Genomic DNA, 13,799 nt, shown 5'->3' with positions numbered 1-13,799 from the left:
GCCATGCGACGCCTGAATCCGGGCGGTGGTTAGATTCGCTGGGGAGATCGGCTGCCGAATCAGCGTGCCCCGCAGGGAGGAGGAGCGATGGAGCTGTCCCTTGCGACTCGGACCATCGACGAGCACACGGTGCTCGAGGTCGGTGGCGAGGTCGACGTCTACACGGCTCCGAGGCTGCGGGAGCGCCTCGTCGAGTTGGTCGATTCCGGTGCCCGTAACGTCATCGTCGACCTCGGCGGCGTCGAGTTCCTCGACTCGACCGGCCTGGGTGTGCTGGTCGGCGCGATGAAGCGCCTGCGCGTGGCGAACGGAAAGTTCGGCCTGGTCTGCTCCAAGGAAGCGCTGCTGAAGATCTTCCGGATCACGGCGCTCGACCAGGTGTTCCCGATCTATCCCACGATCGAGGCGGCGACCCAGGACGGCGACGGCAGCGGTCCGACTCCGTGATGGCGACTGTTCGGCTGTCCTTCTCGCCCGCGCCCGTGCATGTCCGCACGGCCCGGCTGGTCGGCGTCGCCGTGGCCCGCCGCGCCGGCGTCGCCGAGGAGTTGCTGGACGAGGTCCGGCTGGCGATCGGTGAGGCGTGCACGCGGGCCGTCGCCCTGCACAACCAGTACGGCCTGCCCGACCTGGTGACCGTCGAGATGTCTGATTCGGACTCGTACACCGTCCGGGTCATCGACCACGCCCCGATCGAGGCCAGCATCGGTTTGACCAAGCTGCCCCCGGACGAGCTGGCCGCCGAGTCGCTGACCGACGAGGACCTCACCACCGGTGTCGGGTTCGCGCTGCTGGCCGGTTTTGTCGACGATCTCAAGGTCAGCCCGGTCGCGGACGGGACGGGCACTGAGGTCCGCATGGTGTGGCCGGTGCAGCGCCGCTAAACAAAAGCTTGGACAAATGGGACGAAGCCCGTACAGATAAATCAGCTTCTATACCCTATTTCTCGCCCGCTAACACAGCGGGAAACATCACCACGACACGGCCGGATCCGGGTGTGACCATCACCACGTCGGCCGATACAGTACGCGAGTTATCAACTACTGCTCCTGGTCCCGCGTCCGCGGGACCCGGTTGTCGTTCCCCTTAGAACGGGGATGCGCCCGGACGGTCTCGTCCACCGACCCGGGCGCGGTCGGTGTACAGGAGGACATTGATGTCCGGGACCTCGTTAAGTGGTTCCAACGTCACGTTTGTCATCGTGGCGCTGGTATTCGCGCTCATCGCGCTCGGCTTCGCCGCCATGTTCGTCCAGTCGGTGCTCAAGGCCGGCCGGGGAACCAAGAACATGCAGGAGATCGCCGGGGCCGTGCAGGAAGGCGCGTCGGCGTACCTGTTCCGTCAGTTCAAGACCCTCGCCATCTTCGTGGTGATCGCGGTCGTTCTGCTCTTCCTCCTGCCGGTGCACGACACCGACAACGAGGTCTGGGTCAAGATCGGCCGTTCGCTCTTCTTCATCGTCGGTGCCGTCTTCAGCTCGTTCATCGGCGGCGCCGGCATGGCGCTGGCCACCCGGGCCAACCTGCGGGTGGCGGCGGCCGCCGGTGAGAACGGTGGCCGCGAGACCGCGATGGGCATCGCGTTCCGCACCGGTGGCGTGGTCGGCTTCCTCACCGTGGGCCTGGGCCTGTTCGGTGGCGCGCTGGTCGTGCTGATCTTCCGCGCGGACGCCCCGACTGTGCTCGAGGGCTTCGGCTTCGGCGCCGCCCTGCTCGCCATGTTCATGCGGGTCGGCGGCGGCATCTTCACCAAGGCCGCCGACGTCGGCGCCGACCTGGTCGGCAAGGTCGAGCAGGGCATCCCCGAGGACGACCCGCGCAACGCCGCGACCATCGCGGACAACGTGGGCGACAACGTCGGTGACTGTGCCGGCATGGCGGCCGACCTGTTCGAGTCGTACGCGGTGACCCTGGTCGCCGCCCTGATCCTCGGCCAGGCCGCGTTCGGCCAGGACGGTCTGATCTTCCCGCTGATCGTCTCGACGATCGGCGTGGTGATCGCGATCATCGGTGTCTTCATCACCCGCCTGCGCCCGAGCGACCGCAACGGCCTCACGGCGATCAACCGCGCGTTCTACATCTCCGCGGTGATCTCCGCGATCGCCGTCGCCGTGGTCACCTTCATCTACCTGCCCAGCTCGTTCGCGGGCTTCAACGACGACAGCATCGAGGCGGGCGTCGCCGCCAGCGGCCGCGACCCGCGCTGGGTCGCGATCGGCGCGGTCGTGATCGGCATCGTGCTGGCCGCCGCCATCCAGGCGCTGACCGGCTACTTCACCGAGACCAACCGCCGCCCGGTGCAGGACATCGGCAAGTCGTCGCAGACGGGCGCGGCCACCGTCGTGCTCGCCGGCATCAGCGTCGGCCTGGAGTCCGCCGTGTACTCGGCGCTGCTGATCGGCGCCGGCGTCTACGGCGCCTTCCTGCTCGGCGGCGCGTCGCTGACCCTGTCGCTGTTCGCCGTCGCGCTGGCCGGCATCGGCCTGCTCACCACGGTCGGCGTCATCGTCGCGATGGACACCTTCGGCCCGATCTCGGACAACGCGCAGGGCATCGCCGAGATGTCCGGTGACGTCGACGAGAAGGGCGCGCAGATCCTCACCGAGCTCGACGCGGTCGGCAACACCACCAAGGCGATCACCAAGGGCATCGCGATCGCCACGGCCGTGCTCGCCGCCACGGCGCTGTTCGGCTCGTACACCAACAGCCTGGCCACCTCGCTGGCCGACGCGGGCATCCGCCCCGACCAGGTCGGCAACGAGATCCTCGGCCTGCTGAACATCGCGAACCCGCGCAGCATCGTCGGCCTGCTGGTCGGCGCGGCCGTCGTGTTCCTCTTCTCCGGCCTGGCCATCAACGCCGTCTCCCGTTCCGCGGGCGCCGTCGTGATGGAGGTCCGCCGCCAGTTCCGCGAGTTCCCGGGCATCATGGACCGCACCCAGCGGCCCGAGTACGGCCGGGTCGTCGACATCTGCACCCGGGACGCGCAGCGCGAGCTGCTCGCACCCGGCGTGCTGGCCATCATGGCCCCGATCGCGGTCGGCTTCGGTCTCGGCGCCGGCGCGCTCGCGGCCTACCTGGCCGGCGCGATCGGCGCGGGCACGCTGATGGCGGTCTTCCTGGCCAACTCCGGTGGTGCCTGGGACAACGCCAAGAAGCTGGTCGAGGACGGCAACTTCGGCGGCAAGGGCTCCGAGGCGCACGCGGCGACGGTCATCGGCGACACCGTCGGTGACCCGTTCAAGGACACCGCCGGCCCGGCCATCAACCCGCTGCTCAAGGTGATGAACCTGGTCTCGCTGCTGATCGCCCCGGCGGTGGTGGCGTGGAGCATCGGCAGCGACCAGAACGACCCGCTGCGCATCGCCATCGCCATCGTGGCGGCGGTGATCGTGGTGGGCGCGGTCGTCTGGAGCAAGCGCAAGCCGATCTCCATGGGCGACGACACCCCGACCCCGGCCGCCGGCGACACCACGCCGACCGCCAAGGTCACCGCGTAACGAATTCAAAGATCGACGGTAATGGGGGGCGCCCGGTGACCACCGGGTGCCCTCTGCCGTGGATGGCCCGTACGCTGCATGCCATGCGCCCGGCCCGACCCCTCGCAGTGCTGGCTCTGCTCGCGCTCGTGACCTCTTTGACCGCCTGCTCCGGGGCGCACAGCGCCCGAGCCTGGGCGACCTCCGTCTGCACCACGCTCGAGCCGTGGCGCAGCGAGATCGGCTCGCTGGCCACCCGCACCCAGCAGCAGATGGAGACCGCCACCACGCCCAACCAGGCGAAGGAGAACCTGTCGCGGCTGTTCGCCGGCGCCGAGGACGCGAGCGAGCGTGCCCGGGCCGGGGTGCAGAAGGCGGGAGTGCCCGACGTGGACGGCGGTCAGAAGATCGCCGACGGTTTCCTCGGCTCGCTCTCCGCGATGCGCGACGCCTACGCGAAGGCCAAGGGCGGCATCCAGGGCCTGCCCACCGCGCCCGCCGAGACCTTCTATCAGCAGGTGACCCAGGTCGTCTCGCAGTTGCAGAGCGACTACGAGGCGAGTGGCCTCGACACGAGCAAGCTCAACTCGCAGGAGCTTCAGGCCGCCTTCGACGAAGTGCCCGAGTGCCGGTGAGATGACCGAGACGGGGTGGCCGCTGATCCCGCGCGAGGTTCTCCCCGCGCCGGTTCCGGCTGCCAAGCGCCGGCCGCCGCCTCGTCCGCCGGGGCAGACTTCGGAGGCGGGGAGGCAACTTCCGATCTTCGGGGCCGGTACGACGGAGCCCTCGCCCGGTGACCTGGCCGGGCTCCTGGCCGGTCCGGGCCGGCTGGGCCGCATGGGCGGCACGGCCCGCGTCTCGGTGGTCGTGGACGCCGCCTGGCGGGTTCATGTGCTGGCGGCCGAGCTGGTCAGCCGGGGGCTGGTGGTCAACTGGCGGCCGGTGGAAACCACCGAAACCGACAAATCCGGCGAGCCGGGGACGACGGCGCAGGAAACGGGCGATGATCAGCCGACCGAGGCGCAGATCACGGAAGTGGATGATCCACCCGAGCCGAGGCCCCGTTTCGAGGTGCTCACGGCGTACTCCCGAAGGTTGAATGGTCTTGCCCAGGCCTGGCCGGAGGCCGCCGCCGAGCTCTTTCTCAGCGGACCTCGGCTGAGGCTCTGGGTGGCGGCCGCCGGAGAGCCCGTCCCGGGGGGATATGCGCTGGGTCTGGACCCGGAGAAGGACGCCACGGAGATCGACGCGGCGCTGGTCCGGGCCGGTCTCGCGGGACGGCTGTCGGAAGACGGACGGCAATATCTGATCAAGGGCAAGAGACGTGTCGCCCGGCTCGCCGAGCTGGTCGGGGAACGGCCCCCGGCCGCGCCGGAAGACCTCTGGCCTCGGGGCGCGGCTGCGTGATCTTCCTGGATTGTGTGCGACACGACGGCATGTTCCCGGTGTACGGTGTCGCCGTCGGACGCGTGCGGTGGCCGGACCGTTACCATCCGACTTCGGGGTGCGGAGGGAATGGGTGCTCGTCCGGCGCGTTACGTTGAAAGTCTGTGCTCCGCCGGTCCGGATGGCGGAACGCTGAGCAACGACGAGTTCGAAGTGTGGGAGTGCCGTGCCGAGTGACGCCAGGACGACCCGTCTGGTCATCGTCGAGTCTCCGTCGAAGGCCAAGACGATCGCCGGTTATCTAGGCCCCGACTATTTCGTCGAGGCCTCGTTCGGCCATGTCCGTGACCTGCCGCGCAAGGCAGCCGACGTGCCCGCCAAGTACAAGGGCGAGTCGTGGGCGCGCCTCGGCGTCGACGTCGACAACGGCTTCCACGCGCTCTACGTCGTCTCCCAGGACCGCAAGGCCCAGATCGCCAAGTTGCAGAAACTGGCGAAGGAAGTGGACGAGATCTTCCTCGCCACCGATGAGGACCGCGAGGGCGAGGCCATCGCCTGGCACCTGGTCGAGACGATCAAGCCGCGGGTCCCGGTCAAGCGGATGGTCTTCCACGAGATCACCAAGCCGGCCATCCAGGCCGCCGTGGCCAACCCGCGCGAGATCGACCGCGACCTGGTCGACGCGCAGGAGGCCCGCCGCATCCTCGACCGCCTCTACGGCTACGAGGTCAGCCCCGTCCTCTGGAAGAAGGTCATGCCCGGCCTGTCGGCCGGGCGTGTCCAATCGGTGGCGACCCGCATCGTGGTCGAGCGGGAGCGCCAGCGCATGGCGTTCCGCACCGCCGAGTATTGGGACATCCTGGCCACGCTGGCCGTGCAAGGCCAGGTCGAGGGCCCCCGTAACTTCAACGCCACGCTGATCGCCCTCGACGGCGACCGGATCGCCACCGGCCGGGACTTCGAGCCCACCACCGGCCAGGTCAAGCCCGGCGCCGGCGTCGTCCACCTCGACGAGAGCGGCGCCCGTGGCCTCGCCGCCCGCCTCGACGACCGGCCGTTCACGGTCACCCGGGTCGAGGAGAAGCCGTACCGCCGCCGGCCGTACGCGCCGTTCATCACCTCCACGCTTCAGCAGGAGGCCGCGCGCAAGCTGCGGTTCTCCGCCTCGCAGACGATGCGCACCGCGCAGAAGCTGTACGAGAACGGCTACATCACCTATATGCGTACCGACTCGGTCAACCTGTCGGAGACCGCGCTCACCGCGGCCCGCCGCCAGATCGCCGAGCTGTACGGGCCGTCGAACGTGCCGCCGCAGCCGCGCCGCTACACCGGCAAGGTGAAGAACGCGCAGGAGGCGCACGAGGCCATCCGCCCCGCCGGCGACAACTTCCGGACGCCGGGCGAGGTCGCCAACGAGCTCTCCACCGACGAGTTCAAGCTGTACGAGCTGATCTGGCGCCGCACGATCGCGTCCCAGATGACCGACGCCGTCGGCAACTCGGTCAGTGTGCGGATCCGCGCGATCTCCACCGCGAACGAGGAGGTCGACTTCGCCGCCTCCGGCAAGACGATCACCGACCCGGGCTTCCTGCGGGCCTACGTGGAGTCCTCCGACGACGAGAACGCCGAGGCCGAGGACGCCGAGCGCCGCCTGCCGACCCTGGTCAAGGACCAGCCGCTGACCGCCGAGGAGCTGGCCGCGGTCGGCCACCACACCTCGCCGCCCGCCCGCTACACCGAGGCGTCGCTGGTCAAGGCGCTGGAGGAGCTGGGCATCGGCCGCCCGTCGACGTACGAGTCGATCATGCGGACGATCCAGGACCGCGGGTACGTCGAGAAGCGCGGCCAGGCGATGATCCCGACGTTCCTGGCCTTCGCGGTGATCGGCCTGCTCGAGGGCCACTACCCGCGCCTGGTCGACTACAACTTCACGGCCTCGATGGAGAGCCAGCTCGACGACATCGCCGGCGGCGACCACGCCGCGCTCGACTTCCTGACCTCCTTCTACTTCGGCAGCCAGACCCCGGGCGCGGACGACTCGATCGCCAAGGCCGGCGGCCTGAAGAAGATGGTCACCGAGAACCTGAGCGCGATCGACGCCCGCTCGGTCAACTCGATCCCGCTCTTCACCGACGAGCAGGGCCGCAACGTCGTGGTCCGGGTCGGCCGCTACGGCCCTTACCTGGAGCGCCGCCTGCCCGACGCCGACGAGGAGGCCCAGGGCGACCGCGCCTCGCTGCCCGAGGGCATCGCGCCCGACGAGCTGACCCCGGAGAAGGTGGACGAGCTCTACCTGGGTGGTGGCGGCGAGCGGTCCCTCGGCGACGACCCGGTGACCGGCGAGGCCGTCCAACTGAAATCAGGGCGATTCGGTCCGTACGTCCAGAGCGGTGACCGCAAGTCGTCGCTGTTCAAGTCGCACGTGCCGGACGAGCTCACGCTGGAGCAGGCGCTCAAGCTGCTGACCCTGCCGCGGGTGCTGGGCGTCGACGCCGAGGGCAAGGAGATCTCGGCCGCGAACGGCCGCTACGGCCCGTACGTGAAACGCGACACCGACTACCGGTCGCTGGAGAACGAGGACAGGCTCTTCACGGTCACCCTCGAGGAGGCGCTGGCCCTGCTCGCGCAGCCCAAGACCCGGCAGCGCCGTGAGGCCAAGCCGCCGCTGCGCGAGATGGGCCCCGACCCGGTCACCGAGAAACCGATGGTGATCAAGGAGGGTCGCTTCGGCCCGTACGTGACCGACGGCGAATACAACGCGTCGCTGCGCCGGGGGCAGACGCCCGAGGAGCTGACCGTCGAGCAGGCGTCCGAGATGCTCGCCGAGAAACGCGCCAAGGGCCCGGCCCCGAAGAAGAAGGTGGCGAAGAAGGCCGCGGCCAAGACGGCCGAGCCCGCCGCCAAGAAGGCGCCCGCGAAGAAGGCGGCTCCGGCCAAGAAGGCCGCCGCGGCCAAGAAGGCGGCTCCCAAGAAGGCGGCTCCGAAAAAGGCCGCCGCCTCCGCGGAGTAAAGCTCAGGCTCCGAGCACCCGGTCCAGGTATTCGTTCGCGAACACCCGGGCCGGGTCGAGCCGGTCCCGCACAGCCAGGAAGTCGTCGAACTTCGGGTAGACGGGACGCAGGTCCCCGGCCGTCCGGTAGTGCAGCTTCCCCCAGTGCGGGCGCCCGCCCAACGGCTGGCAGACGGCTTCCATCGCCCGGAAGTACGGCTCGTAGGCGACGCCCGAGTACTGGTGGATGGCGATGTACGCCGACTCGCGGCCGTAGCCGTGCGAGAGCCAGACGTCGTCCGGGCCGGTGAAGCGCACCTCGACCGGGAACTGCACCTTGAACGGCAGCCCGTCGATGATCCGCGGCAGCGCGGCCAGCACCTCGGGCAGGGCCTCGCGCGGAACCTCGTACTCCATCTCGGTGAAACGCACCCGTCGAGGCGTACAGAAAACGCGGTCGGATCGCTCGGTATAAGTGCGGGCCGTGAGCGCGCGCGCCGCGACCGACTGGATGGTCGGCACCGCCGCCGGGAGCGCCTTGCCGAGCCGGCAGACGCCCTCCCACACCGTGTTGGACAGGAACTCGTCGTCGAGCCAGCCCCGGAAGGGTGACAGCGGGCGATCGTGCTCGCCGACCCGGTTGTTGCGCTTGAGCTGGGCCCGATCGGTGTACGGGTACCAGTAGAACTCGACGTGGTCGTTGCTCGGGATCCACTCGTCGAGCCCGGCCAGCACGTCGGCCAGCGCCATCGGCCGCTCGTCGGCCAGCAGGGTGAACGCCGGCACGCAGCGCAGCGTCACCTCGACCAGGACGCCGAGCGCGCCGAGCCCGATCCGGGTGGCCGGGAAGATCTCGTCGTCCTTGCCGACGGTGAGCATTTCGCCCGAGCCGGTGACCAGCGTGACGCCCTCCACGCAGGACGCCAGCGTGCAGTGCTTCTCGCCGGTGCCGTGGGTGCCGGTGGAGATCGCGCCGGCGACGGTCTGCTGGTCGATGTCGCCGAGGTTCGGCATCGCGAGCCCGTGCTCGGCGAGCAGCGCGTTCAGTTTGGCCAGCTGCATGCCGGCCTGCACGGTGACGAGATCGCCGTTCACCGAGATCAGTTCGTTGAGGCGGTGCAGCACCATTCGCTGATCATTAGCGACAGCGATGGCGGTAAATGAATGGCCGCTGCCGACCGCTTTTACCTTGCGTCCGTTTCCCGACGCGTCCTTGACGTGGGCGGCTACCTCGTCGACAGTGCCAGGAGTCAGGACGTCGGCGGCGATGGCCTGCTGGTTGCCGCCCCAGTTGATCCAGCGACGGGCGTTCAGGGGGGTCGTCATTATGGCTTTGTCCTCCGTACGAGCGCACAGTCGCACAAAACCGGGAAAGCGGCGTGTCCCGCGCGTCCCGTCGATGCCTCTCGCTCGTTGATCCGAGTAACGTTCCGATTATCACTGCTGAGAGGGAGTGGCGACGCGTGTCGACACCAACCGTCACCACCGGGCCCCTGCGCCGGGTTCCGGTGCAGGGCAGAAGCGTTGCCCGGGTCCAACGCATGCTCGACGCCTGCGCCGAGCTCGTCGACGAGGTCGGCTATGAGGGCCTGACCACGACGCTGCTCGCCGAGCGGGCCGAGGTCGCCATCGGCTCGGTCTACCAGTTCTTCCCCGACAAGCGGGCCATCGTCCAGGCGCTGGCCATGCGCAACATGGACGCTTACCTGCAGAGTCTGTCCGACCGCTTCGGCAACGAGACCTTCGCCCACTGGTGGGACGGTGTCGACGCGGCCATCGACGCGTACATCGACATGCACCGCAGCGTGCCCGGTTTCCGCACGCTGCACTTCGGCGACGTGGTCGACGTGCACCTGCTCGACGTCGAGCGCGACAACAACGCGGTGATCGCCGACCGCCTGGCCGAGCTGCTGGTCGACCAGTTCCAGCTGATCGACCGGGCGCGGCTGCGGTTCGCGCTGCAGATCTCGGTGGAGGCGGCGGACGCGCTGATCAAGCTGGCGTTCCGGCGCGACCAGAACGGTGACGAGTCCGTGCTGACCGAGGCCAAGGCTCTGATCCGGGAGTATCTGCACCGTCATGTGACCAACTGAGCGGCGGTCACCCCAGGAAGGCATGGCCCTCCCCGCGGTAGGTCGGGGTCGGCGTGGCTGTCTCGCCGTCGATCAGCTGAAGCTCGTTGACGTGCTCGCACAGTTCGCCGGCCTTGGCGTGACGAAACCAGACCCGGTCGCCCGGCCGTAGCGTCGCCGCGGCGTCGCCGACCAGCGGCGTCTGCACCTCGCCGGGTCCCTCGTCGGGCTTGAACCGCAAACCTTCGGGGAGGTACGGGGTGGGCTGCCGGGACGTCTCGGCGGGCCCGGAGGCGATCCATCCGCCGCCGAGCACCGTGGCGATCCTGGGCGCGGGGCGCCGCACGACACTGAGCGCGAAGAAGGCGGCCGGGGTCGGGCGCCACGCGCTGTAGGCGTCGAACAGCGTCGGCCCGTACAGCCCCGAACCGGCGGTGACCTCGGTGACCGCCGGGTCGGCGCCGGTCGCGGCCACGCTTCCGGTGCCGCCGCCGTTCACGTACTCCAGGTCGGCGTGCTCGCGGACGGCTTTCACAGCCGCCCCACGGCGCTCGAGAAGCTCCGGAAGCGACCTGGACTGCATCAGGCGGATCGCCCGGCCTTTGAGCGCCTGCCCGGGTGGCAGGTCACCCAGGCCGGCGATCTGGGCTTCGTACGACATCATCCCGACCAGCTTGAAGCCCGGGCGCTCGACCAGGCGCCGCGCCAGGGCGCCGGCTTGGGCCGCGGAGTGCACGGGTGAACGCCGTACTCCCAGGTGAATCTTGTTCGTCGGCCGCCAGGACGAGTCGAGGTCCATGCAGAGCCGTACCGGCTCCGGCCGTGCGTTCGGGGGCGTCACCTGGTCGACGATGTCGAGGTGACTCGGGTGGTCCACCATGATCGAGATGGCGGCGGCCAGGTCGGGCTGGGTGGCCAGCTCGCGCAGGGCGATCCGGTCGACCGTCGGATAGGCGACCAGCACGTCGTCGGTGACGCCCTGGCGGACCAGCCAGATCGCTTCGCCCAGGGTGTACGCCATGACGCCGTGCCAGCCGGGCTTGGCCAGCACCCGGTCGAGCAGCGCTCGGCAGCGCACCGACTTGCTCGCGACCCGCAGCGGCTTGCCGCCGGCGCGCGCCACCAGCTGGGCGGCATTGTCGTCGAAGGCGGCCAGGTCGACGGCGGCGACCGGTGTCTCGAGGTGCGCGGTGGCCCGGTCGAGCCGCTTCTGCAGGAGTGTGCGGTCGATCACGCGAGCAACTTAACGCGTGATGAAGGCAACGCGAAAGGCCTTCACTTTTTCGATACCCGAACGTGGGTGAACAGGGCGGTCGTAGGCGAACGATAGAGTGCACCCTGCGGGGATCACGGGAGGTACGGCCATCGACACCGAAAAGCGGGAAACCGCGCCGGTAGACCTGTCGGGTGCGGCGGCCCTGCGCTCAGTGCTGCGCATCCGGCCGTTCCGGCGACTCTGGCTCGTGCTCGGCCTCGCCTCCTTCGGCGACTGGATCGGCCTGCTCGCCACCGGCATCTTCGCCGCGGCCCAGTTCCAGAGCAGCGCCGGGCAGGGCGCGGCGTTCGGCGGCACCATCGCCGTCCGCCTGCTGCCGGCCCTGCTGCTCGGCCCGATCGCCGGCGTGTTCGCCGACCGGTTCGACCGGCGCTACACCATGGTCATCACCGACCTGATCCGCTTCGTCTTCTACCTCTCCATCCCCCTGGTGCCGCTGCTGGGCGGCTCAGCCGGCGTCACCGTGGCCTGGGCCGCCATCGCCACCTTCATCGGCGAGACGATCACGCTGATCTGGATCCCGGCCAAGGAAGCCGCGGTGCCCAACCTCATCCCGAAATCCCGGATTGAGGTCTCCAACCAGCTGACCCTGGTCACCACGTACGGCATCACGCCGATCCTGGCCGCGCTGGTCCTCTCCGCGCTGACCGCGGGCGTACAGCAATCCGGGGTGACCCTGCCCGACTGGGCCGAGCCGGTCCAGCTGGCGCTCTACCTGAACGCGTTCTCTCGGCTCGTCACCGCGCTCACCGTCTTCTTCGGCATCAAGGAGATCGGCGGCAAGAGCGCCGAACGGCAGCGCGAAGCCCAAGAGCAGAGCATGGTCCGCCAGTTCCTCGACGGCTGGAAATACATCGGCGGCACCCCGCTGGTGCGCGGCCTGGTCCTCGGTATCTTCGGCGCGTTCGCGGCCGGCGGCATCGTGATCGGCGCGGCCAAGACCTTCGCCACCTCCCTCGGCGCCGGCGAAGCCGCGTTCTACCTGCTCTTCGGCACCATCTTCATGGGCCTGGCGCTCGGCATCGGCCTCGGCCCGATGATCATCCGCGAGTTGTCCCGCCGTCGCTGGTTCGGCATGAGCATCGTCCTGGCCAGCGGCTCGGTGATGTTCCTGGGCGTCGCCTTCCACCTGTCGATGGCCCTGGTCGGCGCGCTGCTGGTCGGCGCCGGAGCGGGCATGGCCTTCCTGGCCGGCACGACGCTGCTCTACGGCGAGGTCGACGACGCGGTCCGTGGCCGGGTCTTCGCGGTGGTCCAGATCGGCGTACGGATGGTGCTGCTCCTCGCCATCACCCTGGCCGGCTTCCTGGTCGGCCTGGGCAGCTCACGCCGCGTCGACCTGGGCGCATTCAGCTTCGACGTGTCCTTCACCCGGGTCCTGCTGCTGGTGGCGGGCGCGGCCGGGGTGGCCGTCGGCATCAGCTCGTTCCGCCAGATGGACGACAAGCGCGGCGTCCCGGTGCTGGCCGACCTGTGGGGCTCGATCCGGGGCCGCCCGCTCTCACCGGACGAGCAGTTCGTCCGCAGCGGCGTCTTCGTGGTCTTCGAGGGCGGCGAGGGCGCGGGCAAGTCGACGCAGGTACGCCAACTGGCCGCCTCCTTGGAGGCCGCCGGCCACGACGTGGTCGTGACCCGCGAGCCCGGAGCGACGGACGTCGGCGCCCGCATCCGGGGCCTGGTCCTGGACAAGGGCGACGCGCCGTCCCCGCGAGCCGAAGCCCTGCTGTACGCGGCCGACCGGGCCCACCACGTGGCGACGGTGGTCCGTCCCGCCCTGGCCCGCGGCGCGGTGGTGATCAGCGACCGGTACGTGGACTCGTCGCTGGCCTACCAGGGCGCCGGCCGCACCCTGCCGGTCGCCGAAATCTCCTGGCTGTCATCCTGGGCGACGGGCGGCCTGAAACCCGACCTGGTCGTCCTGCTCGACGTCGACCCGACGGTGGGCCTGGGCCGTGTCGACTCCCGGGGCGAGGGTACGGACCGCCTGGAGAGCGAGTCCCGCTCCTTCCACGAGAGGGTCCGCTACGCCTTCCTGGACTTGGCGGCCGCCGACCCGCGCCGCTACCTGGTCCTGGACGCGGCCCGCCCCCCATCGGAGATCGGCGCCGCGGTAACCGACCGCCTGACCCCCCTCCTGACCGGCGACGGCGTACACCCAGCTCCCGCTCCGGCCTCCACCGCAGTCCCCCCGGCCCCCGACTTCGAGGCCCCCGACCTCGTGGCCGCCGAAGCCGCAGACCACGCCTCAGCCGTCGACGCCCCCGACCACGCCCCAGCCGCCGGCGCCCTCGGCCACGCCTCAGCCGCTGACGCCTCAGGCCAGGCCTCACCCGCCGGCGCCTCCAGCCACGTCCCAGCCGCTGGCGTCGCCCCCAACCACGCCTCGGCCGCCCACCCCCGGGACGGGCGGCACGAGGAGCCACCCCTCGAGGAGATGGCCGAACTGCTGGGCGTCAACGACGACGAGACCCCGGACGGCCCCACCCGCGCCGGCCACCGCTGACCGCGCCCACCGACTCAGCGCAGGCCCGGCGCCCAGCCGTTGTGGCAGCCAGCTGTGCGGTGACCACCGGCTCAGCGCAGGCCCGGCGCCCAGCC

The 13,799-nt window shown here is 70.0% G+C and carries 10 protein-coding genes; 8 read left to right on the top strand and 2 right to left on the bottom strand.

Going from position 1 to position 13,799, the window contains the following annotated elements:
- Nucleotides 1-87 precede the first annotated feature (87 nt).
- The 6 genes from CRP55_RS46310 (at nucleotide 88) to topA (ending at nucleotide 7,874) form a co-directional block, all read left to right on the top strand.
- Nucleotides 88-447, top strand: a complete 360-nt coding sequence (locus CRP55_RS46310; RefSeq protein ID WP_097328469.1) for an STAS domain-containing protein — start codon at nucleotides 88-90, stop codon at nucleotides 445-447.
- Nucleotides 444-884, top strand: a complete 441-nt coding sequence (locus CRP55_RS46305) for an ATP-binding protein (RefSeq protein ID WP_097328468.1) — start codon at nucleotides 444-446, stop codon at nucleotides 882-884. Before CRP55_RS46310 ends, CRP55_RS46305 begins: the two co-directional genes overlap by 4 nt.
- Nucleotides 885-1,156: 272 nt before the next feature.
- The gene (locus tag CRP55_RS46300) at nucleotides 1,157-3,499 is read left to right on the top strand and encodes a sodium-translocating pyrophosphatase (protein WP_097328467.1); all 2,343 of its coding nucleotides are present in this window, start codon (nucleotides 1,157-1,159) and stop codon (nucleotides 3,497-3,499) included.
- An 83-nt stretch (nucleotides 3,500-3,582) separates the two neighbouring features.
- A complete protein-coding gene (locus CRP55_RS46295; protein WP_097328466.1) occupies nucleotides 3,583-4,113 on the top strand; it encodes a hypothetical protein in 531 nt (176 codons plus the stop codon).
- A 1-nt stretch (nucleotide 4,114) separates the two neighbouring features.
- On the top strand, nucleotides 4,115-4,885 hold the full coding sequence (locus tag CRP55_RS46290; RefSeq protein ID WP_097328465.1) for a hypothetical protein: 771 nt from the start codon (nucleotides 4,115-4,117) through the stop codon (nucleotides 4,883-4,885).
- 205 nt (nucleotides 4,886-5,090) lie between these two features.
- Nucleotides 5,091-7,874, top strand: coding sequence for a type I DNA topoisomerase (gene topA / locus CRP55_RS46285; protein ID WP_097328464.1), 2,784 nt, complete (start codon nucleotides 5,091-5,093; stop codon nucleotides 7,872-7,874).
- Between the two features lie 3 nt (nucleotides 7,875-7,877).
- On the opposite strand, the gene CRP55_RS46280 is transcribed toward topA, so the two are convergent.
- Entirely contained in the window at nucleotides 7,878-9,179 is a 1,302-nt protein-coding gene (locus CRP55_RS46280) for a D-arabinono-1,4-lactone oxidase (RefSeq protein ID WP_097328463.1), read from the bottom strand.
- Between the two features lie 137 nt (nucleotides 9,180-9,316).
- Here CRP55_RS46280 and CRP55_RS46275 point away from each other — a divergent pair, with 137 nt between their 5' ends.
- Nucleotides 9,317-9,946 carry a TetR/AcrR family transcriptional regulator gene (locus tag CRP55_RS46275; protein WP_097328462.1) on the top strand — a complete coding sequence of 210 codons (630 nt, stop codon included), beginning with the start codon at nucleotides 9,317-9,319 and terminating at the stop codon, nucleotides 9,944-9,946.
- Between the two features lie 7 nt (nucleotides 9,947-9,953).
- Here CRP55_RS46275 and CRP55_RS46270 read toward each other — a convergent pair whose 3' ends face one another.
- Nucleotides 9,954-11,159: an amino acid deaminase/aldolase gene (locus CRP55_RS46270; RefSeq protein ID WP_097328461.1), complete on the bottom strand. Its 1,206-nt coding sequence runs from the start codon at nucleotides 11,157-11,159 to the stop codon at nucleotides 9,954-9,956.
- Between the two features lie 229 nt (nucleotides 11,160-11,388).
- On the opposite strand from CRP55_RS46270, the gene tmk reads away from it, so the two are divergent.
- Nucleotides 11,389-13,704 carry a dTMP kinase gene (tmk, locus tag CRP55_RS46265; protein ID WP_245923788.1) on the top strand — a complete coding sequence of 772 codons (2,316 nt, stop codon included), beginning with the start codon at nucleotides 11,389-11,391 and terminating at the stop codon, nucleotides 13,702-13,704.
- The last annotated feature ends 95 nt before the right edge of the window (nucleotides 13,705-13,799 follow it).

Source organism: Paractinoplanes atraurantiacus (genome assembly GCF_900215205.1).
GTDB lineage: Bacteria > Actinomycetota > Actinomycetes > Mycobacteriales > Micromonosporaceae > Actinoplanes > Actinoplanes atraurantiacus.
This window is presented reverse-complemented; position numbering and strand designations above follow the sequence as displayed.